This is a genomic window from Bacillus cereus group sp. Bc031, from assembly GCF_027716265.1.
Classification (GTDB): Bacteria; Bacillota; Bacilli; order Bacillales; family Bacillaceae_G; genus Bacillus_A; species Bacillus_A paranthracis.
Genome location: NZ_JAQFUL010000028.1, coordinates 20,358 through 45,779 on the forward strand (window position 1 = coordinate 20,358; position 25,422 = coordinate 45,779).

The window sequence follows — 25,422 nt, forward strand, 5'->3', positions numbered from 1 at the left end:
GGCCATATGGCAGACCATTATTTTTCTAATGACCCTTCTAGTAAAAGTGATCGTAAGCGATGGGAATTTACGCTTCGTGGATCTCAATTTACTTTCTTATCTGACCGTGGGGTGTTCTCGAAAAACGAAGTGGACTTTGGTTCTCGTCTTTTAATTGAAGCGTTTCAAGTGCCAGATATTAAAGGTGACATATTAGACGTAGGTTGTGGATATGGACCAATTGGTTTATCGTTGGCGAAAGAGTCTCAAGACCGTAAAGTTCACATGGTGGATGTGAATGAAAGGGCACTTGAGCTTGCGAAAGAAAATGCCGCTAACAATAGAGTTGGAAATGTGCACATTTTTCAAAGTAGCGTCTATGAAAATGTAGATGGTATGTATGCTGCTATTCTATCTAATCCTCCAATTCGTGCAGGTAAAGATATCGTGCATGAGATTTTAGAAAAAGCTATAGAACATTTAGTTCCAGGTGGGGAGTTGTGGATTGTTATTCAAAAGAAACAAGGTGCACCATCTGCGCTGAAGAAACTAGAAGAAGTATTTTCTGAAGTCGAAGTTGTAGAAAAGAAAAAAGGATATTATATCATAAAATCAAAAAAACGTTGACGGTTATTTTTGGCTATGTTAACATTATACAATGCCAATATATGATTTTCTGCGTTGAGAAAGATGTATATTTTTGTTTCTCTTGGAAAAGATAGTAAAATCAGCAGATTATGAAACAGAATGATGGTTTTCTTATAGAAGCCATTTTTCTTTTTTGAACAGGTAGAAAGACTCAACGTATTTATCTTTAAGAGAAAAAGACTACGCTAAATAGCAGTAGTTGTATTTATTTGTGATTTTGCACAAATTTTTTTGTGCATTTATAATACTCATGATTTGAGGGGTGAAGCAGTTGACAGGTCAACTAGTTCAATACGGACGCCACCGCCAACGAAGAAGTTATGCCCGTATTAGTGAAGTATTAGAGTTACCAAATCTTATCGAAATTCAAACCTCTTCTTATCAGTGGTTTCTTGATGAGGGTTTGCGAGAAATGTTCCAAGACATTTCTCCGATTGAAGACTTTACGGGAAATCTATCGCTTGAATTTATCGACTACAGCTTAGGTGAACCTAAATACTCTGTAGACGAATGCAAAGAGCGTGATGTGACGTATGCAGCACCACTTCGTGTAAAAGTGCGTCTAATCAACAAGGAAACTGGTGAAGTAAAAGAACAAGATGTGTTCATGGGAGATTTCCCACTCATGACAGAGACTGGAACATTCGTAATTAACGGTGCAGAACGTGTTATCGTTTCCCAGTTAGTTCGCTCTCCAAGCGTATACTATAGTGGCAAAGTGGATAAAAACGGAAAACGTGGTTTTACTGCTACTGTAATTCCAAACCGCGGAGCTTGGTTAGAGTATGAGACAGATGCTAAGGATGTTGTATATGTGCGTATTGACCGTACGCGTAAACTTCCTGTAACTGTTTTGTTACGCGCATTAGGGTTTGGCTCTGATCAAGAAATCACCGAGCTTTTAGGTGATAACGAATACTTAAGCAACACATTAGAAAAAGACAACACAGATAGCACAGAAAAAGCATTGCTTGAAATTTATGAGCGTCTACGTCCTGGTGAGCCACCAACAGTAGAAAATGCTAAGAGCTTACTTGTGTCTCGTTTCTTTGATCCAAAGCGCTACGATTTAGCAAATGTAGGTCGCTACAAGATCAACAAAAAGTTACACATTAAAAACAGATTGTTTAATCAACGTTTAGCTGAAACATTAGTGGATCCAGAAACTGGTGAAATTTTAGCGGCAGAAGGAACAATCTTAGATCGTCGTACACTTGATCGCATTTTACCTTACTTAGAGAAAAACATTGGATTCAAAACAGCGAAACCAATGGGTGGAGTGGTAGAAGGCGATGTTGAGCTGCAATCTATTAAGATTTATGCTCCTGAGTCAGAAGGCGAGCGCGTAATTAACGTAATTGGTAATGCAAATATTACTCGCGATGTAAAACACATCACACCAGGTGATATCCTTGCTTCTATCAGTTACTTCTTCAACCTACTATACAAAGTAGGGGATACAGATGATATCGACCACTTAGGAAACCGTCGTCTGCGTTCTGTTGGAGAACTATTACAAAATCAATTCCGTATCGGTCTTTCTCGTATGGAACGTGTTGTTCGTGAGAGAATGTCGATCCAAGATACAAATGCAATTACACCACAGGCATTAATTAATATTCGTCCTGTTATTGCATCTATTAAAGAGTTCTTCGGAAGTTCTCAGTTATCTCAGTTCATGGACCAAACAAACCCATTAGCAGAGTTAACTCACAAACGAAGACTATCTGCATTAGGACCTGGTGGTTTAACGCGTGAGCGCGCAGGCTTTGAAGTACGTGACGTTCACTACTCTCACTATGGTCGTATGTGTCCGATTGAAACACCAGAGGGACCAAACATCGGTTTGATTAACTCATTATCTTCATTCGCGAAAGTAAATGAGTTTGGTTTCATTGAAACACCATACCGTCGTGTTGACCCAGAAACTGGTCTTGTAACAGGGCATGTTGATTATTTAACAGCAGATGAAGAAGATAATTATGTTGTAGCCCAAGCGAATATGAAATTATCTGAAGAAGGAGAATTCCTTGATGAAGATATCGTAGCTCGTTTCCGTGGTGAAAACATTGTCACAAATAAAGAACGCATCGACTACATGGATGTATCACCAAAACAAGTAGTGTCGGCAGCGACAGCTTGTATTCCGTTCTTAGAAAACGATGACTCTAACCGCGCACTTATGGGAGCGAACATGCAACGTCAGGCGGTTCCGTTAATGAATCCGGAATCACCGATTGTAGGTACAGGTATGGAGTACGTATCAGCAAAAGACTCAGGTGCTGCAGTAATCTGTAAACACCCTGGTATTGTTGAGCGCGTAGAAGCACGTGAAGTTTGGGTACGTCGCTATGTAGAAGTTGACGGTCAAACAGTAAAAGGCGACTTAGATCGCTACAAAATGCAAAAATTCATTCGTTCTAACCAAGGAACTTGCTACAACCAACGTCCAATCGTAAGTGTTGGAAATGAAGTTGTAAAAGGTGAAATCCTTGCGGATGGTCCTTCTATGGAATTAGGTGAACTAGCACTTGGACGTAACGTGCTTGTTGGCTTCATGACTTGGGACGGTTATAACTACGAGGATGCGATCATTATGAGTGAGCGCCTTGTAAAAGATGATGTGTATACTTCTATTCATATTGAAGAATATGAGTCAGAAGCTCGTGATACGAAGCTTGGACCAGAAGAAATCACACGTGATATTCCAAACGTTGGGGAAGATGCATTACGTAACCTTGACGAGCGCGGTATCATTCGCGTTGGTGCGGAAGTAAAAGATGGAGATTTACTTGTTGGTAAAGTAACACCTAAAGGTGTAACAGAATTAACAGCTGAAGAACGTCTATTACATGCTATCTTTGGAGAAAAAGCGCGTGAAGTACGTGATACATCACTACGTGTACCACACGGTGGTGGCGGTATTATCTTAGACGTAAAAGTATTCAACCGTGAAGATGGCGACGAATTGCCACCAGGCGTGAATCAACTTGTGCGTGCATATATCGTTCAAAAACGTAAAATCTCTGAAGGTGACAAGATGGCCGGACGTCACGGTAACAAAGGTGTTATCTCTCGTATTTTACCAGAAGAAGATATGCCTTACTTACCAGACGGTACGCCAATCGATATCATGTTAAACCCATTAGGGGTACCATCTCGTATGAATATCGGTCAGGTATTAGAGCTTCATCTTGGTATGGCAGCAAGATACCTTGGCATTCACATTGCAACACCAGTATTCGATGGTGCTCGTGAGGAAGATGTTTGGGGCACAATTGAAGAAGCTGGTATGGCAAATGACGCGAAAACAATCCTGTATGACGGACGTACTGGTGAACCATTCGATAACCGTGTATCTGTTGGTGTCATGTATATGATCAAACTTGCGCACATGGTTGACGATAAACTTCATGCTCGTTCTACTGGACCATACTCACTTGTAACGCAGCAGCCTCTTGGAGGTAAAGCTCAGTTCGGTGGACAGCGTTTCGGTGAGATGGAGGTTTGGGCACTTGAAGCTTACGGTGCTGCTTATACTCTTCAAGAAATCTTAACAGTGAAGTCTGATGATGTTGTTGGACGTGTTAAGACGTATGAAGCAATTGTTAAAGGCGAAAATGTTCCAGAACCAGGCGTTCCTGAATCATTCAAAGTATTGATTAAAGAGCTGCAAAGTTTAGGTATGGACGTTAAAATGATGTCTAGCGACGATACAGAAATTGAAATGCGTGATACGGAAGATGACGATGATCATCAATCAGCAGACAAATTGAATGTCGAAGTTGAGACAACTAAGGAATAATTGGGATAACCTGTAGACTAAAAGGGAGGTAGGCCCCTTGATAGATGTAAATAACTTTGAATATATGAAGATTGGACTTGCTTCACCTGACAAGATTCGTTCTTGGTCATACGGTGAAGTTAAGAAACCAGAAACAATTAACTATCGTACGTTAAAGCCTGAAAAAGATGGCTTGTTCTGTGAGCGTATTTTCGGACCACAAAAGGACTGGGAATGTCATTGCGGAAAATACAAACGTGTACGTTATAAAGGTGTAGTTTGTGATCGATGTGGTGTTGAAGTAACGCGTGCGAAAGTACGTCGTGAACGTATGGGTCATATCGAATTAGCTGCTCCTGTATCTCATATTTGGTATTTCAAAGGTATCCCGAGCCGCATGGGACTTGTCTTAGACATGTCCCCTCGCGCGCTTGAAGAAGTAATTTATTTCGCTTCTTATGTTGTAACAGAAAGTGGAGATACACCACTTGATAAGAAGCAATTACTTTCTGAAAAAGAATACCGTGCATATCGTGATCGATATGGTAGCACATTCCAAGCTGCTATGGGTGCAGAAGCGATTAAAAAGCTATTACAAGACATCGATTTAGATAAAGAAGTAGACTTCTTAAAAGAAGAATTAAAAACAGCACAAGGACAACGCCGTACTCGTGCTATTAAACGTCTAGAAGTATTAGAAGCATTCCGTAACTCTGGAAATGAGCCATCTTGGATGATCTTAGATGTTCTACCAGTAATCCCACCAGAACTACGCCCAATGGTACAGTTAGATGGTGGACGTTTTGCTACTTCTGACTTAAACGACTTATACCGTCGTGTAATTAACCGTAACAACCGTTTAAAACGTCTATTGGACTTAGGTGCACCAAGCATTATCGTTCAAAACGAAAAACGTATGTTACAAGAAGCTGTAGACGCATTAATCGATAATGGTCGTCGTGGCCGTCCAGTTACTGGACCAGGTAACCGTCCATTAAAATCACTATCTCACATGCTTAAAGGTAAACAAGGACGTTTCCGTCAAAACTTATTAGGTAAACGTGTTGACTACTCTGGTCGTTCTGTAATCGTTGTAGGACCGAACTTAAAGATGTATCAATGTGGATTACCGAAAGAGATGGCGCTTGAATTGTTCAAACCTTTCGTAATGAAAGAGTTAGTTGAAAAAGGATTAGCACACAACATTAAGAGTGCGAAACGTAAAATCGAGCGTGTACAACCTGAAGTTTGGGACGTTTTAGAATCTGTGATTAAAGAACATCCAGTACTTCTAAACCGCGCACCAACACTTCACCGTCTTGGTATTCAGGCGTTTGAACCTACATTAGTAGAAGGTCGCGCAATCCGTCTTCACCCACTTGTATGTACTGCATACAACGCGGACTTTGACGGTGACCAAATGGCCGTTCACGTACCTTTATCATCAGAAGCACAAGCAGAAGCTCGTCTTCTTATGTTAGCGGCACAAAACATCTTGAACCCGAAAGACGGTAAACCAGTTGTTACTCCATCTCAGGATATGGTATTAGGTAACTACTACTTAACACTTGAGCGTGAAGGTGCAATCGGTGAAGGTATGGTCTTCAAAGATGCGAACGAAGCATTACTTGCATACCAAAATGGATATGTACATCTTCATACACGTGTTGCAGTAGCTGCAAGCGCAGTAAACAACGCAACATTTACTGAAGAGCAGAAGAGTATGCTTCTATTAACAACAGTTGGTAAATTAATATTTAACGAAATCTTACCAGAGTCGTTCCCTTATATTAATGAACCAACAAATTCAAACCTTGAAAAAGAAACACCAGCGAAATATTTCGTTGAAAAAGGTGCGAACATTAAAGAGATTATTGCTAGTCGCGAAGAAGTGGCGCCATTCAGCAAGAAAATCCTTGGTAACATCATTGCGGAAGTGTTTAAACGTTTCAAAATTACAGAAACGTCTCGCATGCTTGACCGTATGAAAAACTTAGGATTCAAGTACTCTACAAAAGCTGGTATTACAGTTGGGGTATCTGACATTCTTGTATTAGGTGAAAAAGATGAAATTCTCCACGAAGCACAAGCAAAAGTAGATAATGTAATTAAACAATTCCGTCGCGGTTTAATCACGGAAGAAGAACGTTACGATCGCGTTATCTCTATTTGGAGTAATGCAAAAGATGTTATCCAAGGAAAACTGATGAAGTCCTTGAATAAACGCAACCCAATCTTCATGATGAGTGATTCCGGTGCCCGTGGTAACGCATCGAACTTTACTCAGCTTGCTGGTATGCGTGGTCTGATGGCCAATCCATCTGGTCGTATCATCGAACTTCCAATCAAATCAAGTTTCCGTGAAGGTTTAACAGTACTTGAGTACTTCATCTCTACGCATGGTGCGCGTAAAGGTCTTGCCGATACAGCACTGAAAACTGCCGATTCTGGTTACTTAACACGTCGTCTTGTTGACGTTGCACAAGATGTAATCGTTCGTGAAGATGATTGTGGAACAGATCGCGGTTTATTAATTGGTGCGATTAAAGAGGGTAATGAAGTTATTGAGTCATTATATGATCGTCTTGTTGGACGTTTTGCAAGAAAAACTGTAAAACATCCTGAAACAGGTGAAGTATTAGTTGCTGAAAATCAATTAATTACTGAAGATATCGCTCATATCGTTGAAAATTCGGGTGTTGAAACTGTAAACATTCGTTCAGCGTTTACGTGTAACACTCGCCATGGTGTATGTAAGAAGTGTTACGGTCGTAACTTAGCAACTGGAACAGACGTAGAAGTAGGGGAAGCGGTAGGTATTATCGCAGCTCAATCTATCGGTGAGCCAGGTACACAGTTAACGATGCGTACGTTCCATACAGGTGGGGTTGCCGGAGATGATATTACTCAAGGTTTACCTCGTATCCAAGAGATCTTCGAAGCTCGTAATCCGAAAGGTCAGGCTGTTATCAGTGAAATCGACGGTGTTATCGCAGCGATCAACGATGTTAAAGATCGCCAAGAAGTAGTTGTACAGGGTGAAGTTGAAGCTCGTACGTATGCTATTCCTTACGGTGCTCGTCTGAAAGTAATTCCAGGACAGAAAATTAGCCACGGTAAAGAGTTAACAGAAGGTTCTATCGATCCGAAAGAATTACTAAAAGTAACGGACATTACGGCAGTTCAAGAATACTTATTACGTGAAGTTCAAAAAGTATACCGTATGCAAGGGGTAGAAATTGGTGACAAACACGTAGAAGTAATGGTACGCCAAATGTTACGTAAAGTACGTGTGAGTGATGCAGGTGAAACAGATGTATTACCAGGAACATTACTAGATATCCATCAGTTTACTGATGCGAATGCGAAGGTGTTACTGCAAGGTAAACAACCAGCAACAGCTAGACCAGTTCTACTTGGTATTACAAAAGCTTCACTTGAAACAGATTCATTCTTATCTGCAGCATCGTTCCAAGAAACAACTCGTGTCTTAACGGATGCAGCGATTAAGGGTAAACGCGATGAGCTTCTAGGATTGAAAGAAAATGTTATTATCGGTAAACTTGTTCCTGCTGGAACAGGTATGAATCGTTATCGCAAAGTGGATCTTGTTAAAACAACACAAGATGACATGAATGTAGAAAACGATGAAGTTTATGTGGAACAGTAAAATTTTCCGTCGTAAATTTTGTATAAAAACAGTTAATCCTAGTTGACATTGTATGAGTCAAAATGTTACTATAAGCAAGGTTGCTCCTGAACGATGCTTTGGAGGATATTTATATGTCTTATCAAAAAGTGTCAAATGCTGAAAATGTAGTCGTTGGTCATAAACGTACATTGGAAGCAATCAAAAATGGTATAGTTAAAGAAGTTGTCATTGCAGAAGATGCTGATATGCGGTTAACCCATGTTATCATTCGCACTGCATTGCAACATAACATACCCATAACCAAAGTTGAATCAGTTCGTAAACTTGGAAAAGTTGCGGGGATTCAAGTGGGAGCTTCAGCAATAGGAATAATAAGTTAAAACTGTTTTTGTGAGGAGAGAGCATTTGCTCTCCCTTGCAAAAACTTTGTTTTCAACTAATAATGAACCACCTGGATATGTGGTCATACAAACATGCGAAGGGAGGATAATCAAATGCCTACTATTAACCAATTAGTGAGAAATGGTCGTACTGATAAAGTATGGAAATCTAAATCACCTGCGTTAAACAAAGGTTTTAACTCTTTAAAGAAAAAATCAACTGATATCTCTGCACCTCAAAAACGTGGTGTATGTACTCGTGTTGGTACAATGACTCCAAAGAAACCTAACTCAGCGTTACGTAAATATGCTCGTGTTCGTTTAACAAATGGTATTGAGGTAACAGCATACATCCCAGGTATCGGTCACAACTTACAAGAGCACAGCGTAGTATTAATTCGCGGTGGTCGTGTAAAAGACTTACCAGGGGTACGTTACCACATCGTTCGTGGTGCGCTTGATACAGCTGGTGTTGACAAGCGTATGCAAGGTCGTTCTAAATACGGTACTAAAAAGCCTAAAGCGGCTAAGAAATAATAACTTTTTAATGAAAGGAGGAACTCAATATGCCTCGTAAAGGACCTGTTGCAAAACGTGACGTGTTACCAGATCCAATGTACAATTCGAAGCTAGTAACACGCCTTATCAACAAAATGATGGTTGACGGTAAAAAAGGTAAATCTCAAACAATTCTTTATAATGCGTTCGATATCGTAAGCGAACGTACTGGTAAAGAGCCAATGGAAGTATTCGAGCAAGCTCTTAAGAACATTATGCCTGTTCTTGAAGTACGCGCTCGTCGTGTTGGTGGTGCTAACTACCAAGTTCCAGTTGAGGTTCGTCCAGAACGCCGTACAACTTTAGGTCTTCGTTGGTTAGTAAACTACGCTCGTCTTCGTGGTGAAAAAACTATGGAAGAGCGTCTTGCTAACGAAATCTTAGATGCAGCTAACAACGCTGGTGCATCTGTTAAGAAACGTGAAGACACTCATAAAATGGCAGAAGCTAACAAAGCATTTGCTCATTACCGTTGGTAGGATTCAACGTAAAATAAATGTAAGCATAAACCGCTTTATTTGTCGCTTATGGAAGTGTGGAGAGGGAGAATGCCTCTCCCTTTCGTTGGGCGCTCGTTTTACATAATGAGGGTACTGGACATACTGACATGTGTAACAATATAAAGTGGCTTTTTTGCTACTTAAAATAAAAAATCCAATCCATATATGGAAGGAGCAAGACACCAAATGGCAAGAGAGTTCTCTTTAGAAAACACTCGTAATATTGGTATCATGGCTCACATCGATGCTGGTAAAACAACAGCTACTGAGCGTATTCTGTACTACACAGGACGTATTCACAAAATCGGTGAAACTCACGAAGGTGCATCTCAGATGGACTGGATGGAGCAAGAGCAAGAGCGTGGTATCACAATTACTTCTGCTGCAACTACAGCACAATGGAAAGGTCACCGTGTAAACATCATTGACACTCCAGGTCACGTAGATTTCACAGTAGAAGTAGAACGTTCTTTACGCGTACTTGATGGCGCAGTAGCAGTACTTGATGCACAATCTGGTGTAGAACCACAAACAGAAACTGTTTGGCGTCAGGCTACTACTTACGGCGTACCTCGTATCGTATTCGTTAACAAAATGGATAAAATCGGTGCAGATTTCTTATACTCTGTAGGAACAATCCACGATCGTTTACAAGCAAACGCACACCCAATTCAGTTACCAATCGGTGCTGAAGATGAGTTCAATGGTATCATTGATCTTGTTGAAGAATGTGCTTACATGTACGGTAACGATTTAGGAACAGACATTCAACGTGTTGAAATTCCTGAAGAGCATAAAGAACTAGCTGAAGAATACCGTGGAAAACTTATTGAAGCGGTAGCTGAGCTTGATGAAGAAATGATGATGAAGTACCTAGAAGGTGAAGAAATCACTGTAGAAGAGCTTAAAGCTGGTATCCGTAAGGCTACAACTTCTGTAGAATTCTTCCCAGTAATCTGTGGTTCTGCATTCAAAAACAAAGGTGTTCAAATTCTGTTAGACGCAGTTATCGACTACCTACCATCTCCATTAGATGTACCTGCAATCAAAGGTACTCTTCCGGATACAGATGAAGAAGTAGAACGTAAGTCTAGCGATGAAGAGCCTTTCTCAGCTCTAGCATTCAAAATCATGACTGACCCTTATGTTGGTAAGTTAACATTCTTCCGTGTGTACTCTGGTGTGTTAAACTCTGGATCATACGTGAAAAACTCAACTAAAGGTAAGCGTGAGCGTGTAGGTCGTATCCTACAAATGCACGCTAACAGCCGTGAAGAGATCTCAACAGTTTACGCTGGTGATATCGCTGCTGCTGTAGGTTTAAAAGATACTACTACTGGTGATACTCTTTGTGACGAGAAGAGCCTTGTTATCCTTGAGTCTATGGAATTCCCAGAGCCAGTTATCTCTGTAGCTATCGAACCAAAATCAAAAGCTGACCAAGATAAAATGGGTACAGCATTATCTAAGCTTTCTGAAGAAGATCCAACATTCCGTGCTCACACTGACCAAGAAACTGGCCAAACAATCATCGCTGGTATGGGTGAACTTCACCTTGATATCATCGTTGACCGTATGCGCCGTGAGTTCAAAGTTGAAGCAAACGTTGGTGCTCCTCAGGTAGCATACCGTGAGACTTTCCGCTCTGCTGCGAAAGTTGAAGGTAAGTTCGCTCGTCAATCTGGTGGACGTGGACAATTCGGTCACGTTTGGATTGAGTTTGAACCTAATGAAGAAGGTAAAGGATTCGAATTCGAAAACAAGATCGTCGGTGGTGTTGTTCCACGTGAATACATCCCAGCTGTAGGCGCAGGTCTTGAAGATGCACTTAAAAATGGTGTACTTGCTGGATATCCAGTAGTAGACATTAAAGCTGCATTAGTTGACGGATCTTACCATGATGTCGATTCATCTGAGATGGCGTTCAAAATCGCTGCATCTATGGCACTTAAAGCTGCGGTTTCTAAATGTAACCCAGTAATTCTTGAGCCAATGATGAAAGTTGAAGTTGTAATTCCTGAAGAGTACATGGGTGACATTATGGGTGACGTAACATCTCGTCGTGGACGTGTAGAAGGTATGGAAGCTCGCGGTAACGCTCAAGTTGTTCGCGCTATGGTTCCACTTTCTGAAATGTTCGGTTATGCAACGTCATTACGTTCTAACACTCAAGGACGCGGAACATTCTCTATGGTGTTTGATCACTATGAGGAAGTACCAAAGTCTGTTTCTGAAGAAATTATCAAAAAAAATAAAGGTGAATAATTGATTTTTATCGATTCTTCACGTATAACTACTTATGTAAGCTTAGAAAGTGGGACGCAAGTTTCGCTTTCTAGCCTAAATATAAAATAACCTATATAAACTAAGGAGGAATTTAGAATGGCTAAAGCTAAATTCGAACGTTCTAAACCCCATGTTAACATCGGTACAATCGGCCACGTTGACCATGGTAAAACTACATTAACTGCTGCGATCACTACAGTACTTGCAAAAGCTGGTGGTGCTGAAGCACGCGGATACGATCAAATCGATGCTGCTCCAGAAGAAAGAGAGCGCGGTATCACAATCTCAACTGCACACGTTGAGTACGAAACTGAAACTCGTCACTATGCACACGTTGACTGCCCAGGTCACGCTGACTATGTTAAAAACATGATCACTGGTGCTGCTCAAATGGACGGCGGTATCTTAGTAGTATCTGCTGCTGATGGCCCAATGCCTCAAACTCGTGAGCACATCCTTCTTTCTCGTCAAGTAGGTGTACCTTACATCGTTGTATTCTTAAACAAATGTGACATGGTAGACGACGAAGAATTATTAGAATTAGTAGAAATGGAAGTTCGCGACCTATTATCTGAATACGGATTCCCAGGCGATGACATTCCTGTAATCAAAGGTTCTGCTCTTAAAGCTCTTCAAGGAGAAGCTGATTGGGAAGCAAAAATCATTGAATTAATGGCTGAAGTTGATGCTTACATCCCAACTCCAGAACGTGAAACTGACAAACCATTCTTAATGCCTGTAGAGGATGTATTCTCTATCACAGGTCGTGGTACAGTTGCTACTGGTCGTGTTGAGCGCGGTATCGTTAAAGTTGGTGACGTTGTAGAAATCATCGGTCTTGCTGAAGAAAATGCTTCTACAACTGTAACTGGTGTAGAAATGTTCCGTAAACTTCTTGACCAAGCTCAAGCTGGTGACAACATCGGTGCTTTACTTCGTGGGGTTGCTCGTGAAGACATCCAACGTGGACAAGTACTTGCAAAAAGCGGTTCTGTAAAAGCTCACGCTAAATTCAAAGCTGAAGTTTTCGTATTATCTAAAGAAGAAGGTGGACGTCACACTCCATTCTTCGCTAACTACCGTCCACAGTTCTACTTCCGTACAACTGACGTAACTGGTATCATCCAATTACCAGAAGGTACTGAAATGGTAATGCCTGGTGACAACGTAGAAATGACTATCGAACTTATCGCTCCAATCGCTATCGAAGAGGGAACTAAATTCTCTATTCGTGAAGGTGGACGTACAGTAGGTTACGGCGTAGTTGCTACTATCGTTGAGTAATCTTAACTGATATAAAAAACCCCGAGGGATTTTCCCTTGGGGTTTTTGTTTGCATTTATATAATGAACAAAATGATTGTTTCATGTTTTGACGAGTTTCTTCTATAATAATGTGAAATCATTAAAACCGAAATCCAGAAACTGTAAAATGAATTCTGCTAGATGAAAACTTGAAATTCTTTAAAGTGCCATGTATAATAGCAAAAGTAGAGAAAAGCAGATGCAAACAAAAAGATGCTTGCATCTAGACGAATAACATTGTATAATAGACAATGTTGGTCTTTGACTGCGATGAAGTGGAAGGTTGCTGACACACCCGGCCGCTTTGCCATGGCATGGTGTGAGGAAATTTCCATGGAGAAGGTCTATTTTAGAAATAGGCGAACGAAGGAGGGAAAATAATGGCAAAAGAAAAAATTCGTATCCGTTTAAAAGCTTACGATCACCGTATTCTTGATCAGTCAGCTGAGAAAATTGTAGAAACAGCTAAGCGTTCTGGGGCAACAGTTTCTGGTCCGATCCCATTACCAACTGAAAAAACTGTTTACACAATTCTTCGTGCTGTTCATAAGTACAAAGATTCTCGTGAGCAATTCGAAATGCGCACGCACAAACGTCTAATCGACATCGTGAGTCCTACTCCACAAACAGTAGATTCATTAATGCGTTTAGACTTACCATCTGGTGTAGATATCGAAATCAAACTATAATTTATATAACTTAAAAATGTAGGAGGTGTAACTCATGACCAAAGGAATCTTAGGAAGAAAGATCGGTATGACTCAAGTATTTGCTGAGAACGGTGAGTTAATCCCAGTAACAGTTATCGCTGCTAATCCAAACGTTGTTCTTCAAAAGAAAACAACTGAAACTGATGGCTACAACGCAATTCAGTTAGGATTTGAAGATAAGCGTGAAAAGTTAACTAACAAACCTGAACAAGGCCACACTGCTAAAGCATCTACAACTCCTAAGCGCTTCATTCGCGAAATCCGCGATGCAGACGTGGACGGATTAGAGGTTGGTCAAGAGGTAAAAGTTGACGTATTCGCTACAGGTGAAATCGTTGATGTAACAGGAATTTCTAAAGGTAAAGGTTTCCAAGGTGTTATCAAACGCCACGGACAATCTCGCGGACCTATGTCTCATGGTTCTCGCTATCACCGTCGTCCAGGTTCAATGGGCCCAGTTGCTCCGAACCGTGTATTCAAAGGCAAAAAACTTGCTGGACGTATGGGTGGAGACCAAGTTACTATCCAAAACTTAGAAATCGTTCAAGTTGACACTGAGCGCAACTTATTACTAGTAAAAGGTAACGTTCCAGGTGCTAAGAAATCTCTTGTAGTTGTTCAAGGCGCTGTGAAGGTTAGCAAATAATTCACAATAGGAAGGAGGAATTCCAATGCCAAAAGTTACTGTATATAACCAAACTGGTTCACAGGTTGGTGAAATCGAATTAGCTGAAGCTATTTTCGGTATCGAACCAAATGAAGCTGTACTTTTCGAAGCTGTAATGATGCAACGTGCATCTTTACGTCAAGGTACACACAAAGTAAAAACTCGCTCTGAAGTTCGCGGTGGTGGTCGTAAACCATGGCGTCAAAAAGGAACTGGACGTGCTCGTCAAGGGTCTATCCGCTCTCCTCAATGGCGTGGTGGTGGTACGGTATTCGGACCTACACCAAGAAGCTATGCGTACAAACTTCCTAAGAAAGTTCGTCGTTTAGCAATCAAATCTGCATTAGCTACTAAAGTAGTTGAGAACAACATTGTAGTTCTTGAAGACCTAGTGTTAAATGCACCAAAAACAAAAGATATGCTAGCAGTACTTAAAGGATTAACTGTTGAGAAGAAAGCTCTTATCGTAACTGCTGATGCAAATGAATCTGTAGAGTTATCTGCTCGCAATATCCCTGGAGTAACAGTAATCACTGCTGATGGCGTAAACGTTTTAGACGTGCTTCATCATGATAAGCTAATCATGACAAAAGCGGCAGTGGAAAAAGTAGAGGAGGTGCTTGCATAATGAGAGATCCTCGTGATATCATTAAGCGCCCAGTTATCACTGAACGTTCTATGGAAATGATGGCTGAAAAAAAATACACGTTCGATGTGGACGTTAAATCTAATAAAACAGAAGTTAAAGATGCTCTAGAAGCGATCTTTGGTGTTAAAGTAGAAAAAGTGAACATCATGAACTACAAGCCGAAAGCAAAACGCGTTGGTCGTCACGCTGGTTTTACTAGCCGTCGTCGTAAAGCAATCGTTAAGCTAACTGCTGACAGCAAAGAAATCGAAATCTTCCAAGGCGTTTAATTCTTACTAAAGAAGGAGGGAAATTGAGATGGGAATTAAAAAGTATAATCCAACTACTAACGGTCGTCGTAACATGACTACGAATGATTTCGCTGAAATCACGACTGACAGACCCGAAAAGTCTTTACTTGCTCCTTTAAGCAAAAAGGCTGGTCGTAATAACCAAGGTAAAATCACTGTACGTCATCAAGGTGGCGGACATAAGCGTCAATACCGTATCATCGACTTCAAACGTAACAAAGATGGAATTCCAGGACGCGTTGCTACGATCGAATACGATCCAAACCGCTCTGCGAATATCGCATTAATTAACTACGTTGACGGTGAAAAACGTTACATTCTTGCTCCTAAGAACTTAGAAGTAGGTATGGAAATTATGTCTGGCGCTGAAGCTGACATTAAAATCGGTAACGCATTACCATTAATCAACATTCCAGTAGGTACTGTTGTTCATAACATCGAGCTTAAACCAGGTCGTGGTGGACAATTAGTTCGTTCTGCTGGTACATCTGCACAAGTACTTGGTAAAGAAGGTAAATACGTTCTTGTACGTTTAACTTCTGGTGAAGTGCGTCTTGTATTATCTGCTTGCCGTGCAACTGTAGGTCAAGTTGGTAACGAGTCACACGAACTTATCAAGATCGGTAAAGCTGGTCGCTCTCGCTGGTTAGGTAAGCGCCCAACTGTTCGTGGTTCTGTAATGAACCCAGTTGATCACCCACACGGTGGTGGTGAAGGACGTTCACCAATCGGACGTAAGTCTCCAATGTCTCCATGGGGTAAACCAACTCTTGGATTCAAAACTCGTAAGAAAAACAAAGCGTCTGACAAATTCATCGTTCGTCGTCGTAAAAAATAATGGGATTGTAGTACGGTTCACTTTGAGAACCGTACGGCAATCACGAAGGGAGGCACCAAAATGGCTCGTAGCTTGAAAAAAGGACCATTTGTCGATGATCATTTAATGAGTAAAATTGCAAAGCTAAATGAAACTGAGCAAAAGCAAGTTGTTAAAACTTGGTCTCGTCGTTCAACGATCTTCCCTCAGTTCATCGGTCACACAATCGCTGTATATGACGGTCGTAAACATGTACCTGTATATGTTACTGAAGACATGGTAGGCCACAAGTTAGGTGAATTCGCACCAACTCGTACGTATAAAGGTCATGATGCTGACGATAAGAAAACTAGAAGATAATGAGAGGAGGCACTTCAATGCAAGCTAAAGCAGTAGCGAGAACAGTTCGTATTGCTCCTCGTAAAGTTCGTTTAGTTGTAGACTTAATCCGAGGTAAGCAAGTGGGTGAAGCGATTGCTATCCTTAACCACACACCAAAAACTGCTTCTCCAGTTGTAGAAAAAGTTTTAAAATCTGCAATCGCAAATGCAGAGCACAATTATGAAATGGACATTAACAACCTAGTTGTTGAGAAAGTTTTCGTTGACGAAGGTCCAACGTTAAAACGTTTCCGTCCACGTGCAATGGGTCGTGCAAGCCAAATTAACAAACGCACAAGCCACATCACAGTTGTGGTATCAGAAAAGAAGGAGGGATAATCGATGGGTCAAAAGGTTAATCCAATTGGTCTTCGTGTCGGCGTTATCCGTGACTGGGAATCTCGTTGGTTCGCTGAGAAAGATTACGCTACATTATTACATGAAGACATCAAAATCCGTGAGTACATTAATGTACGCTTAAAAGATTCTGCTGTTGCTAAAGTAGAAATCGAACGTGCAGCAAATCGTGTAAATGTTACAATTCACACTGCAAAACCTGGTATGGTAATTGGTAAAGGTGGTACTGAAGTTGAAGCACTTCGTAAAGCTCTTAACCAATTAACAGGCAAGCGTGTACACATCAACATTTTAGAAGTTAAGAGAGCTGATCTTAACGCTAAATTAGTAGGCGAAAACATCGCTCGTCAATTAGAAAACCGTGTATCATTCCGTCGTGCACAAAAGCAAGTTATTCAACGTGCTATGCGTGCAGGTGCTAAAGGTATTAAAACACAGGTTTCTGGTCGTCTTGGCGGAGCTGATATCGCTCGTGCAGAATCTTACAGTGAAGGAACTGTTCCACTTCATACACTTCGCGCTGATATTGACTATGCAGCAGTTGAAGCTGATACAACATACGGTAAATTAGGCGTAAAAGTATGGATCTACCGTGGAGAAGTCCTTCCTACAAAAAAGAAAGCTTCTGAGGAAGGAGGAAAATAATATGTTAATGCCAAAACGCGTAAAATATCGTAGAGAGCATCGTGGTAAAATGCGTGGTCGTGCTAAAGGTGGAACTGAAGTAGCTTTCGGTGAATTCGGTTTACAAGCACAAGCTGCTTCATGGATTACAAACCGTCAAATCGAAGCTGCTCGTCGTGCAATGACTCGTTACATGAAACGTGGCGGTAAAGTATGGATTAAAATTTTCCCTTCTAAACCTTACACTGCAAAACCTCTAGAAGTACGTATGGGTTCCGGTAAAGGGGCACCAGAAGGCTGGGTAGCAGTAGTAAAACCTGGGAAAATTATGTTCGAAATCGCGGGTGTATCTGAAGAGGTAGCACGCGAAGCATTACGTCTTGCAGCTCACAAGTTACCTGTGAAATGTAAATTCGTAAAACGTGAAGAAAATGGTGGTGAATCTAATGAAAACTAATGATATTCGTGAATTAACCACTGCCGAAATCGAAACAAAAGTTAAAGCTTTAAAGGAAGAGTTGTTTAATCTTCGCTTCCAACTTGCTACAGGACAATTAGAGAATCCAACTCGCATTCGTGAAGTGCGTAAGGCAATTGCTCGTATGAAAACTGTAGTTCGTGAAAGAGAGATCGGAATTAATCGATAAATTGAGGGGAGGTTTGCATAGTGAGCGAACGTAACCAACGCAAAGTTTATACTGGTCGTGTAGTGTCTGACAAAATGGACAAAACGATTACAGTTTTAGTTGAAACTTACAAAACTCATTCCTTGTACGGAAAACGTGTTAAGTATTCTAAGAAGTACAAAGCCCATGATGAGCAAAACCAAGCGAAACTTGGCGATATCGTAAAAATCATGGAAACTCGCCCGCTTTCTGCTACTAAGCGTTTCCGTTTAGTTGAAATCGTTGAAGAAGCGGTTATTATCTAAATAGACGAATCGGAATTTTTAGTCCGAAGGGAGGTTTCATAACATGATCCAACAAGAATCTCGTTTGAAAGTTGCTGACAACTCTGGTGCACGTGAACTTTTAACAATTAAAGTATTAGGCGGCTCTGGTCGTAAATATGCTAACATTGGTGACATTATCGTTGCTACGGTAAAACAAGCAACACCAGGTGGCGTTGTTAAAAAAGGTGACGTTGTTAAAGCAGTAGTAGTACGTACGAAGAGCGGTGCTCGTCGTCCGGATGGTTCTTACATCAAATTTGATGAAAACGCAGCGGTTATCATTAAAGACGATAAGAGCCCACGTGGTACTCGTATCTTCGGACCAGTAGCTCGTGAATTACGTGATAGCAACTTCATGAAGATCGTTTCTTTAGCTCCAGAAGTTCTATAATTTAAGGTATTGCCTTGCTAAGGAGGTGCAGAATTAAGATGCATGTAAAAAAAGGTGATAAAGTACAGGTAATCACTGGTAAAGACAAAGGAAAACAAGGCGTTATCCTTGTGGCTTTCCCAAAGCAAAACCGTGTTATCGTTGAGGGTGTTAACATCGTTAAGAAGCACTCTAAGCCATCTCAATTAAATCCACAAGGTGGAATTATTACTAAAGAGGCACCTATTCACGTTTCTAACGTTATGATTTTAGATCCGAAAACAGGTGAACCTACTCGCGTAGGCTTCAAGGTAGAAGATGGTAAAAAAGTTCGTATTGCAAAAAAATCTGGTGAATTATTAGATAAATAATTTTCTTAAGAAAGGAGGTCACTTCATTGAATCGCCTTAAAGAGAAGTTCCAAAAGGAAATTACTCCTGCTCTAATGAGCAAGTTTAACTATAAATCTGTAATGCAGGTACCAAAAATCGAAAAGATCGTAATCAACACTGGTGTTGGTGACGCGGTATCTAACTCAAAAGCTTTAGACAACGCAGTAGAAGAATTAACACAAATCGCAGGTCAAAAACCTGTTGTAACTCGTGCTAAAAAATCAATCGCTGGTTTCCGTCTTCGTGAAGGTATGCCAATCGGTGCGAAAGTAACTTTACGCGGCGAGCAAATGTATGAGTTCTTCGATAAATTAGTATCAGTTTCTTTACCACGTGTACGTGATTTCCGTGGTGTTTCTAAGAAATCATTCGATGGTCGTGGAAACTATACATTAGGTGTTAAAGAGCAACTTATTTTCCCTGAGATTGATTATGATAAAGTAAGCAAAGTCCGCGGTATGGACATCGTAATCGTTACTACAGCGAACACTGATGAAGAAGCTCGTGAACTTTTAACACAATTCGGTATGCCATTCCAAAAATAATGGAAGCCAACGCTAAGTAGAGGAGGCGAAAACGTGGCTAAAAAATCTATGATTGCGAAACAAAAGCGTACTCCTAAGTTTAAAGTACAAGAGTATACACGTTGCGAACGCTGCGGTCGTCCGCATTCTGTATACCGCAAATTTAAACTTTGCCGTATTTGTTTCCGTGAACTTGCATATAAAGGTCAAATTCCTGGTGTTAAAAAAGCTAGTTGGTAAAACCCACAAATGGGAAGGAGGTAAAACACATGGTGATGACAGATCCAATTGCAGACATGCTTACTCGCATCCGTAATGCGAACATGGTACGTCATGAGAAATTAGAGGTTCCTGCTTCTAAAATCAAAAAAGAGATCGCTGAACTTTTAAAACGTGAAGGTTTCATTCGTGATGTAGAATACATCGAGGATAACAAACAAGGTATCCTTCGTATTTTCCTGAAATATGGTGCAAACAACGAACGTGTAATCACTGGATTAAAACGTATCAGTAAACCTGGCTTACGCGTTTACGCTAAAGCTGACGAAGTACCACGTGTACTTAACGGATTAGGTATCGCTCTTGTTTCTACATCTAAGGGAGTAATGACAGACAAAGACGCTCGTCAATTACAAACTGGTGGAGAAGTAGTAGCATACGTTTGGTAATATATATTTAAAACGAACGGAGGTGTGACCACATGTCTCGTATTGGTAAAAAGATTCTTGAAATCCCTGCAGGTGTTACTATTACAGTTGCAGAAGACAATACTGTAACAGTAAAAGGCCCTAAAGGTGAATTAACTCGTACTTTCAATGCTGATATGCTTATCAAAATTGAAGAGAATACATTAACAGTTGAGCGTCCATCTGAACAGAAGGAACACCGTGCATTACACGGTACAACTCGTGCTTTAATCGGAAACATGGTTGAAGGTGTAACTGAAGGTTTCGCACGCGGACTTGAATTAGTCGGTGTTGGTTACCGTGCTCAAAAACAAGGTGATAAACTTGTATTAAGCGTAGGTTATTCTCATCCAGTAGAAATGACTCCGGAAGCAGGTCTTGAAGTTGAAGTACCTGCACCAACTAAGATCGTAATCAAAGGTATCGACAAGCAACGTGTTGGCGAATTCGCTGCTAACATCCGCGCTGTACGTGCTCCTGAGCCTTACAAAGGTAAAGGTATTCGTTACGAAGGCGAAGTTGTTCGTCGTAAAGAAGGTAAAACTGCTAAGTAAACCCGTTAGGTGAGAGAAAGGAGTGACAAGAATGATCACTAAAGCTGATAAAAATGCGACTCGTAAGAAAAGACATGCGCGTGTACGTGCTAAACTTACTGGTACTGCAGAACGTCCACGTTTAAACGTGTTCCGTTCTAACCAACATATTTACGCTCAAGTTATTGATGATGTAAATGGTGTAACGTTAGTAAGTGCATCTACTCTTGATAAAGACCTTGCTCTTAACGGTACTAGCAATATTGAAGCTGCTACGAAAGTTGGAGAATCAGTTGCTAAGCGTGCTGTAGAGAAAGGCGTTAAAGAAGTAGTATTTGATCGCGGTGGTTACTTATACCATGGCCGTGTTAAAGCTCTAGCTGAAGCTGCTCGTGAGGCTGGATTACAATTTTAATGGTCAAAGGAGGGAAAATTGATGCATCGCATTGACCCAAGTAAATTAGAACTTGAAGAACGTGTAGTTACGATAAATCGTGTCGCGAAAGTTGTTAAGGGTGGTCGTCGTTTCCGCTTTGCTGCACTAGTTGTAGTTGGCGATAAAAACGGTCATGTTGGATTCGGTACTGGTAAAGCACAAGAGGTACCAGACGCAATCCGCAAAGCTATCGAAGACGCTAAGAAAAACTTAATCGCTGTACCATTAGTTGGTACAACAATTCCACACACAATCAACGGTCATTTTGGAGCTGGTGAAGTATTCTTAAAGCCTGCTGCTGAGGGTACTGGTGTTATTGCTGGTGGACCTGTTCGTGCGGTCCTTGAATTAGCAGGTGTACAAGATATTCTTTCGAAATCTCTTGGTTCTAACACACCAATCAACATGATTCGCGCTACTGTGAACGGATTAAGCGAACTTAAGCGCGCTGAAGATGTTGCAAAATTACGCGGTAAATCTGTAGAAGAGCTACTAGGTTAAGGAGGGAAAACAAATGGCGAAAAAGTTAGAAATTACCCTCACTCGTAGTGTAATTGGTCGTCCACAAGATCAACGTGCGACGGTAGAAGCTTTAGGTCTTAAAAAGTTGAATTCAACTGTAGTTAAGGAAGAAACTCCTGCTATTCTTGGTATGATCAACAAAGTTTCTCACCTTGTAACTGTAAAAGAAGCTTAAGGATAACTCATTAATATAAGGAGGTGCCTGGGAATGAAACTTCATGAATTAAAACCTGCAGAAGGTTCTCGTAAAGTACGTAACCGTGTCGGTCGTGGTATCGGTTCTGGTAACGGTAAAACTGCTGGTAAAGGTCATAAAGGACAAAACGCACGTTCTGGCGGCGGTGTTCGTCTTGGCTTCGAAGGTGGTCAAACTCCATTATTCCGTCGTTTACCAAAACGCGGCTTCACAAACATTAACCGTAAAGAGTTTGCTATTGTAAACTTATCAACGTTAAATCGTTTTGAAGATGGTACAGAAGTAACACCTGAATTATTGCTGGAAACTGGCGTTATCAGCAAATTAAACGACGGTGTTAAAATTCTTGCAAGCGGCGCAGTAGAGAAAAAACTAACTGTTAAAGCGCACAAGTTCTCTTCAAGTGCTAAAGAAGCAATTGAAGCAGCTGGCGGATCAGTTGAGGTGATCTAATGTTTCGTACAATCTCCAACTTTATGCGCGTTGCTGAGATAAGACGTAAAATATTATTCACTTTAGCGATGTTAATCGTATTCAGGATTGGCACGTTTATCCCCGTGCCATTTACAAATGGAGACGTACTGAAGGCACAAGATCAATTAAATGCTTTAGGTATTCTAAATACATTTGGCGGTGGAGCCTTGAAAAACTTCTCCATCTTTGCGATGGGAATCATGCCGTATATTACAGCATCCATCATCGTGCAATTATTGCAGATGGATGTTGTTCCTAAATTTTCGGAATGGGCGAAGCAAGGTGAAATGGGCCGTCGTAAATTAACGCAATTCACGCGTTATTTTACAATTGTTCTTGCGTTTATTCAGGGGTTTGGTATGTCAATCGGTTTTAACGGTATGGTAGGTGGACAATTAATTTTGAATCCTGGTTGGAGCACTTATTTATACATTGCTACGGTACTGACTGCTGGTACTGCATTTTTAATGTGGTTAGGTGAACAGATTACAGCTAAAGGTGTAGGTAATGGTATTTCCATCCTAATCTTTGGTGGTATTGCCGCAGCGATCCCAAGTGTTATATCTCAAGTGTATCAGCAACAGTTTCAAAATATCGGAGATCAATTGTTCATGAGTATCGTTAAAGTTGCATTGATTTTACTAGCTGTGTTAGCAGTTATTGTGGGTGTTATTTTCATTCAACAGGCTGTTAGAAAGATCCCAATTCAATATGCGAAGCGTGTAACAGGAGGAAATGGTGGTTATGCTGGAGCACAAAACACACATTTACCGCTTAAGGTAAATAGTGCTGGTGTTATTCCAGTAATTTTTGCTGTTTCATTCTTAATTACTCCTCCGACTATTGCGCAGTTCTTCCCGAAACATGATGTATCGCAGTGGATTATTGCAAACTTTAACTATTCTCACCCAGTGGGAATGATCATATATGTTGCGCTCATTGTAGCCTTCACATATTTCTATGCGTTTGTTCAGGTTAATCCAGAGCAAATGTCAGAGAATCTAAACAAACAAGGTGGATATGTTCCAGGTATTCGTCCGGGTAAGAATACAGAACAATATCTAACAAAAATCTTGTATCGTTTGACCTTTGTAGGATCAATTTTCCTAGCAGCGATTGCAATCTTACCAGTTATCTTTACGAAGCTGGGAAATCTTCCTCCATCTGCACAGATCGGTGGAACGAGTATGTTAATCGTTGTCGGCGTTGCTTTAGAAACAATGAAGCAACTAGAAAGCCAACTGGTAAAACGCCATTACAAAGGGTTTATCAAGCAGTGAGTAAGTGGGAAGTATTGTCTTCCCTACATGCTCATGTACTCTGAGGGGGAACAAGGATGAACTTAATTTTAATGGGGCTTCCTGGTGCTGGTAAAGGTACACAAGCCGAACAGATTGTTGCCAAGTATAACATCCCTCACATCTCAACAGGAGATATGTTCCGTGCAGCTATGAAGGCTGAAACTGAAATGGGTTTACAAGCAAAATCCTTTATTGATAAAGGTGCACTTGTTCCAGATGAAGTTACAATCGGAATCGTTCGTGAACGTTTAAGTCAAGAAGACTGCGTAAGAGGCTTCTTATTAGACGGTTTCCCACGAACTGTTGCACAAGCATCAGCTCTTGAAGAGATTATGAAAGATCTTGGCAAAAAAATCGACTATGTTTTAAACATTAATGTGGATTCAGGATTGTTATTAAAACGCCTTACAGGCCGTCGCATTTGTAAAGAGTGCGGTGCGACTTACCACTTAGAATTCAATCCGCCAGCAAAAGCTGACGTGTGCGATAAATGTGGTGGCGAGTTATATCAACGCTCTGATGACAATGAAGAAACTGTAGCAAATCGCTTAGATGTAAATATTAAGCAAACTAAACCTTTGCTTGATTTCTACGAGGAGCTTGGTTACTTACAAAGCATTAATGGTGAGCAAGATATCAATAAAGTATTTGCTGATATCGATGTTCTCATCGGAGGCTTAGCGTAATGATAATCTGCAAAACTCCTCGCGAGATAGAAATCATGCGAGAAGCGGGCAGGATCGTTGCTTTGACTCATCAAGAGTTAAAACAGCACATTACTCCAGGAATTACAACGAAAGAGCTCGATCAAATAGCGGAAAAGACGATTCAAAAATATGGTGCTACGCCATCTTTTAAAGGATACAACGGATTTCCGGGGAGCATATGTGCTTCTGTAAATGAAGAGCTTGTACACGGAATTCCAGGGAAGCGCAAGCTCAAAGAGGGCGATATCATCAGTATCGATATTGGTGCGAAATACAATGGGTACCATGGAGATTCTGCATGGACGTATCCAGTTGGAAACATTTCTGAATCTGTTCAAAAGCTACTTGATGTCACAGAAAAATCGTTGTATCTTGGTCTAGAACAAGTAAAACCAGGCGAGAGATTATCAAATATCTCACATGCGGTTCAAACCCATGCTGAAGAGAATGGATTTTCGATCGTTAGGGAGTATGTTGGTCACGGAATCGGGCAAGACTTACATGAGGACCCTCAAATCCCGCACTATGGTCCACCAAATAGAGGCCCTAGATTAAAGCCGGGAATGGTCATCTGTGTTGAGCCGATGGTGAATCAAGGAAGACGATATGTAAAAACACTATCTGATGACTGGACAGTGGTAACGGTAGATGGTAAATGGTGTGCCCATTTTGAGCACACGATTGCTCTTACAGAAGCAGGATACGAAATCCTTACCACTTTATAAGTAGCTGGCTCTCCGGGAT

32 protein-coding genes are annotated in these 25,422 nt (G+C 40.9%); all 32 read left to right on the plus strand.

Features of this window, described 5'->3' with window-relative positions; all coding sequences use genetic code 11:
- Positions 1-6: 6 nt before the first annotated feature.
- Complete coding sequence (locus PDQ33_RS12890) at positions 7-606, plus strand: class I SAM-dependent methyltransferase (RefSeq protein WP_061131948.1); 600 nt, start codon at positions 7-9, stop codon at positions 604-606.
- Between the two features lie 292 nt (positions 607-898).
- The gene (gene rpoB / locus PDQ33_RS12895; RefSeq protein WP_000147554.1) at positions 899-4,432 is read left to right on the plus strand and encodes a DNA-directed RNA polymerase subunit beta; all 3,534 of its coding nucleotides are present in this window, start codon (positions 899-901) and stop codon (positions 4,430-4,432) included.
- A gap of 37 nt (positions 4,433-4,469) precedes the next feature.
- Complete coding sequence (gene rpoC / locus PDQ33_RS12900) at positions 4,470-8,081, plus strand: DNA-directed RNA polymerase subunit beta' (RefSeq protein ID WP_000567937.1); 3,612 nt, start codon at positions 4,470-4,472, stop codon at positions 8,079-8,081.
- A 113-nt stretch (positions 8,082-8,194) separates the two neighbouring features.
- Positions 8,195-8,443 (plus strand): 50S ribosomal protein L7ae-like protein, encoded by a 249-nt coding sequence (locus PDQ33_RS12905; protein ID WP_000121830.1) that lies wholly within the window; start codon positions 8,195-8,197, stop codon positions 8,441-8,443.
- Positions 8,444-8,557: 114 nt separating this feature from the next.
- Positions 8,558-8,980, plus strand: coding sequence for a 30S ribosomal protein S12 (gene rpsL / locus PDQ33_RS12910; protein WP_001142340.1), 423 nt, complete (start codon positions 8,558-8,560; stop codon positions 8,978-8,980).
- Between the two features lie 29 nt (positions 8,981-9,009).
- The gene (rpsG, locus tag PDQ33_RS12915) at positions 9,010-9,480 is read left to right on the plus strand and encodes a 30S ribosomal protein S7 (RefSeq protein WP_001137493.1); all 471 of its coding nucleotides are present in this window, start codon (positions 9,010-9,012) and stop codon (positions 9,478-9,480) included.
- Positions 9,481-9,687: 207 nt separating this feature from the next.
- Positions 9,688-11,766: an elongation factor G gene (fusA, locus tag PDQ33_RS12920; protein ID WP_000090373.1), complete on the plus strand. Its 2,079-nt coding sequence runs from the start codon at positions 9,688-9,690 to the stop codon at positions 11,764-11,766.
- Between the two features lie 117 nt (positions 11,767-11,883).
- Complete coding sequence (tuf, locus tag PDQ33_RS12925) at positions 11,884-13,071, plus strand: elongation factor Tu (protein WP_001029615.1); 1,188 nt, start codon at positions 11,884-11,886, stop codon at positions 13,069-13,071.
- A gap of 400 nt (positions 13,072-13,471) precedes the next feature.
- The gene (gene rpsJ / locus PDQ33_RS12930; protein ID WP_001040596.1) at positions 13,472-13,780 is read left to right on the plus strand and encodes a 30S ribosomal protein S10; all 309 of its coding nucleotides are present in this window, start codon (positions 13,472-13,474) and stop codon (positions 13,778-13,780) included.
- Positions 13,781-13,814: 34 nt separating this feature from the next.
- Positions 13,815-14,447, plus strand: a complete 633-nt coding sequence (gene rplC, locus PDQ33_RS12935; protein WP_000160207.1) for a 50S ribosomal protein L3 — start codon at positions 13,815-13,817, stop codon at positions 14,445-14,447.
- 25 nt (positions 14,448-14,472) lie between these two features.
- Positions 14,473-15,096, plus strand: a complete 624-nt coding sequence (gene rplD / locus PDQ33_RS12940) for a 50S ribosomal protein L4 (protein WP_001127258.1) — start codon at positions 14,473-14,475, stop codon at positions 15,094-15,096.
- The gene (gene rplW / locus PDQ33_RS12945; protein WP_001205558.1) at positions 15,096-15,386 is read left to right on the plus strand and encodes a 50S ribosomal protein L23; all 291 of its coding nucleotides are present in this window, start codon (positions 15,096-15,098) and stop codon (positions 15,384-15,386) included. Before rplD ends, rplW begins: the two co-directional genes overlap by 1 nt.
- 28 nt (positions 15,387-15,414) lie before the next feature.
- Complete coding sequence (rplB, locus tag PDQ33_RS12950; RefSeq protein ID WP_000511580.1) at positions 15,415-16,245, plus strand: 50S ribosomal protein L2; 831 nt, start codon at positions 15,415-15,417, stop codon at positions 16,243-16,245.
- Between the two features lie 60 nt (positions 16,246-16,305).
- The gene (rpsS, locus tag PDQ33_RS12955) at positions 16,306-16,584 is read left to right on the plus strand and encodes a 30S ribosomal protein S19 (RefSeq protein ID WP_000124453.1); all 279 of its coding nucleotides are present in this window, start codon (positions 16,306-16,308) and stop codon (positions 16,582-16,584) included.
- Positions 16,585-16,601: 17 nt separating this feature from the next.
- A complete protein-coding gene (rplV, locus tag PDQ33_RS12960) occupies positions 16,602-16,943 on the plus strand; it encodes a 50S ribosomal protein L22 (RefSeq protein WP_001148024.1) in 342 nt (113 codons plus the stop codon).
- 3 nt (positions 16,944-16,946) lie between these two features.
- Positions 16,947-17,606, plus strand: coding sequence for a 30S ribosomal protein S3 (gene rpsC / locus PDQ33_RS12965; protein ID WP_000529956.1), 660 nt, complete (start codon positions 16,947-16,949; stop codon positions 17,604-17,606).
- Between the two features lies 1 nt (position 17,607).
- On the plus strand, positions 17,608-18,042 hold the full coding sequence (gene rplP, locus PDQ33_RS12970) for a 50S ribosomal protein L16 (RefSeq protein ID WP_000928971.1): 435 nt from the start codon (positions 17,608-17,610) through the stop codon (positions 18,040-18,042).
- A complete protein-coding gene (gene rpmC, locus PDQ33_RS12975) occupies positions 18,032-18,232 on the plus strand; it encodes a 50S ribosomal protein L29 (protein WP_000855718.1) in 201 nt (66 codons plus the stop codon). Before rplP ends, rpmC begins: the two co-directional genes overlap by 11 nt.
- 20 nt (positions 18,233-18,252) lie before the next feature.
- Positions 18,253-18,516, plus strand: a complete 264-nt coding sequence (gene rpsQ / locus PDQ33_RS12980; RefSeq protein ID WP_000004106.1) for a 30S ribosomal protein S17 — start codon at positions 18,253-18,255, stop codon at positions 18,514-18,516.
- 43 nt (positions 18,517-18,559) lie between these two features.
- Complete coding sequence (gene rplN / locus PDQ33_RS12985; protein ID WP_000615912.1) at positions 18,560-18,928, plus strand: 50S ribosomal protein L14; 369 nt, start codon at positions 18,560-18,562, stop codon at positions 18,926-18,928.
- A 38-nt stretch (positions 18,929-18,966) separates the two neighbouring features.
- Complete coding sequence (rplX, locus tag PDQ33_RS12990) at positions 18,967-19,278, plus strand: 50S ribosomal protein L24 (protein WP_000558200.1); 312 nt, start codon at positions 18,967-18,969, stop codon at positions 19,276-19,278.
- 26 nt (positions 19,279-19,304) lie between these two features.
- The gene (gene rplE / locus PDQ33_RS12995; RefSeq protein WP_001080827.1) at positions 19,305-19,844 is read left to right on the plus strand and encodes a 50S ribosomal protein L5; all 540 of its coding nucleotides are present in this window, start codon (positions 19,305-19,307) and stop codon (positions 19,842-19,844) included.
- 33 nt (positions 19,845-19,877) lie between these two features.
- Positions 19,878-20,063, plus strand: coding sequence for a 30S ribosomal protein S14 (rpsN, locus tag PDQ33_RS13000; protein ID WP_001085700.1), 186 nt, complete (start codon positions 19,878-19,880; stop codon positions 20,061-20,063).
- Between the two features lie 29 nt (positions 20,064-20,092).
- Positions 20,093-20,491 (plus strand): 30S ribosomal protein S8, encoded by a 399-nt coding sequence (rpsH, locus tag PDQ33_RS13005; protein WP_000245511.1) that lies wholly within the window; start codon positions 20,093-20,095, stop codon positions 20,489-20,491.
- Between the two features lie 32 nt (positions 20,492-20,523).
- Positions 20,524-21,063, plus strand: a complete 540-nt coding sequence (gene rplF / locus PDQ33_RS13010; RefSeq protein ID WP_000086558.1) for a 50S ribosomal protein L6 — start codon at positions 20,524-20,526, stop codon at positions 21,061-21,063.
- 31 nt (positions 21,064-21,094) lie between these two features.
- Positions 21,095-21,457, plus strand: a complete 363-nt coding sequence (rplR, locus tag PDQ33_RS13015) for a 50S ribosomal protein L18 (RefSeq protein WP_000628816.1) — start codon at positions 21,095-21,097, stop codon at positions 21,455-21,457.
- A gap of 21 nt (positions 21,458-21,478) precedes the next feature.
- Positions 21,479-21,979: a 30S ribosomal protein S5 gene (rpsE, locus tag PDQ33_RS13020; protein ID WP_000554646.1), complete on the plus strand. Its 501-nt coding sequence runs from the start codon at positions 21,479-21,481 to the stop codon at positions 21,977-21,979.
- Positions 21,980-21,992: 13 nt separating this feature from the next.
- A complete protein-coding gene (gene rpmD / locus PDQ33_RS13025) occupies positions 21,993-22,175 on the plus strand; it encodes a 50S ribosomal protein L30 (RefSeq protein ID WP_001085234.1) in 183 nt (60 codons plus the stop codon).
- Positions 22,176-22,208: 33 nt separating this feature from the next.
- On the plus strand, positions 22,209-22,649 hold the full coding sequence (rplO, locus tag PDQ33_RS13030; RefSeq protein WP_000766080.1) for a 50S ribosomal protein L15: 441 nt from the start codon (positions 22,209-22,211) through the stop codon (positions 22,647-22,649).
- Entirely contained in the window at positions 22,649-23,950 is a 1,302-nt protein-coding gene (secY, locus tag PDQ33_RS13035) for a preprotein translocase subunit SecY (RefSeq protein WP_000490114.1), read from the plus strand. Before rplO ends, secY begins: the two co-directional genes overlap by 1 nt.
- A gap of 56 nt (positions 23,951-24,006) precedes the next feature.
- Positions 24,007-24,657: an adenylate kinase gene (locus tag PDQ33_RS13040; RefSeq protein ID WP_001048996.1), complete on the plus strand. Its 651-nt coding sequence runs from the start codon at positions 24,007-24,009 to the stop codon at positions 24,655-24,657.
- Positions 24,657-25,403 (plus strand): type I methionyl aminopeptidase, encoded by a 747-nt coding sequence (gene map / locus PDQ33_RS13045; protein ID WP_000582539.1) that lies wholly within the window; start codon positions 24,657-24,659, stop codon positions 25,401-25,403. The genes PDQ33_RS13040 and map overlap by 1 nt, the downstream gene beginning before the upstream one ends.
- Positions 25,404-25,422: the final 19 nt, after the last annotated feature.

What these genes read in the sequence shown, in the direction of transcription:
- rpsE (WP_000554646.1), top strand. Translation starts at nt 21,479, where the DNA reads ATGCATCGCATTGACCCAAGTAAATTAGAACTTGAAGAACGTGTAGTT.
- rplW (WP_001205558.1), top strand. Translation starts at nt 15,096, where the DNA reads ATGAGAGATCCTCGTGATATCATTAAGCGCCCAGTTATCACTGAACGT.
- rpmC (WP_000855718.1), top strand. Translation starts at nt 18,032, where the DNA reads ATGAAAACTAATGATATTCGTGAATTAACCACTGCCGAAATCGAAACA.
- rpsJ (WP_001040596.1), top strand. Translation starts at nt 13,472, where the DNA reads ATGGCAAAAGAAAAAATTCGTATCCGTTTAAAAGCTTACGATCACCGT.
- secY (WP_000490114.1), top strand. Translation starts at nt 22,649, where the DNA reads ATGTTTCGTACAATCTCCAACTTTATGCGCGTTGCTGAGATAAGACGT.
- rplV (WP_001148024.1), top strand. Translation starts at nt 16,602, where the DNA reads ATGCAAGCTAAAGCAGTAGCGAGAACAGTTCGTATTGCTCCTCGTAAA.
- rpsS (WP_000124453.1), top strand. Translation starts at nt 16,306, where the DNA reads ATGGCTCGTAGCTTGAAAAAAGGACCATTTGTCGATGATCATTTAATG.
- PDQ33_RS13040 (WP_001048996.1), top strand. Translation starts at nt 24,007, where the DNA reads ATGAACTTAATTTTAATGGGGCTTCCTGGTGCTGGTAAAGGTACACAA.
- rplP (WP_000928971.1), top strand. Translation starts at nt 17,608, where the DNA reads ATGTTAATGCCAAAACGCGTAAAATATCGTAGAGAGCATCGTGGTAAA.
- rplN (WP_000615912.1), top strand. Translation starts at nt 18,560, where the DNA reads ATGATCCAACAAGAATCTCGTTTGAAAGTTGCTGACAACTCTGGTGCA.
- rpsH (WP_000245511.1), top strand. Translation starts at nt 20,093, where the DNA reads ATGGTGATGACAGATCCAATTGCAGACATGCTTACTCGCATCCGTAAT.
- rplD (WP_001127258.1), top strand. Translation starts at nt 14,473, where the DNA reads ATGCCAAAAGTTACTGTATATAACCAAACTGGTTCACAGGTTGGTGAA.
- rplF (WP_000086558.1), top strand. Translation starts at nt 20,524, where the DNA reads ATGTCTCGTATTGGTAAAAAGATTCTTGAAATCCCTGCAGGTGTTACT.
- rplR (WP_000628816.1), top strand. Translation starts at nt 21,095, where the DNA reads ATGATCACTAAAGCTGATAAAAATGCGACTCGTAAGAAAAGACATGCG.
- rpsL (WP_001142340.1), top strand. Translation starts at nt 8,558, where the DNA reads ATGCCTACTATTAACCAATTAGTGAGAAATGGTCGTACTGATAAAGTA.
- rplO (WP_000766080.1), top strand. Translation starts at nt 22,209, where the DNA reads ATGAAACTTCATGAATTAAAACCTGCAGAAGGTTCTCGTAAAGTACGT.
- rplX (WP_000558200.1), top strand. Translation starts at nt 18,967, where the DNA reads ATGCATGTAAAAAAAGGTGATAAAGTACAGGTAATCACTGGTAAAGAC.
- PDQ33_RS12890 (WP_061131948.1), top strand. Translation starts at nt 7, where the DNA reads ATGGCAGACCATTATTTTTCTAATGACCCTTCTAGTAAAAGTGATCGT.
- tuf (WP_001029615.1), top strand. Translation starts at nt 11,884, where the DNA reads ATGGCTAAAGCTAAATTCGAACGTTCTAAACCCCATGTTAACATCGGT.
- map (WP_000582539.1), top strand. Translation starts at nt 24,657, where the DNA reads ATGATAATCTGCAAAACTCCTCGCGAGATAGAAATCATGCGAGAAGCG.
- rpmD (WP_001085234.1), top strand. Translation starts at nt 21,993, where the DNA reads ATGGCGAAAAAGTTAGAAATTACCCTCACTCGTAGTGTAATTGGTCGT.
- PDQ33_RS12905 (WP_000121830.1), top strand. Translation starts at nt 8,195, where the DNA reads ATGTCTTATCAAAAAGTGTCAAATGCTGAAAATGTAGTCGTTGGTCAT.
- rpsC (WP_000529956.1), top strand. Translation starts at nt 16,947, where the DNA reads ATGGGTCAAAAGGTTAATCCAATTGGTCTTCGTGTCGGCGTTATCCGT.
- rplC (WP_000160207.1), top strand. Translation starts at nt 13,815, where the DNA reads ATGACCAAAGGAATCTTAGGAAGAAAGATCGGTATGACTCAAGTATTT.
- rplB (WP_000511580.1), top strand. Translation starts at nt 15,415, where the DNA reads ATGGGAATTAAAAAGTATAATCCAACTACTAACGGTCGTCGTAACATG.
- rpsG (WP_001137493.1), top strand. Translation starts at nt 9,010, where the DNA reads ATGCCTCGTAAAGGACCTGTTGCAAAACGTGACGTGTTACCAGATCCA.
- fusA (WP_000090373.1), top strand. Translation starts at nt 9,688, where the DNA reads ATGGCAAGAGAGTTCTCTTTAGAAAACACTCGTAATATTGGTATCATG.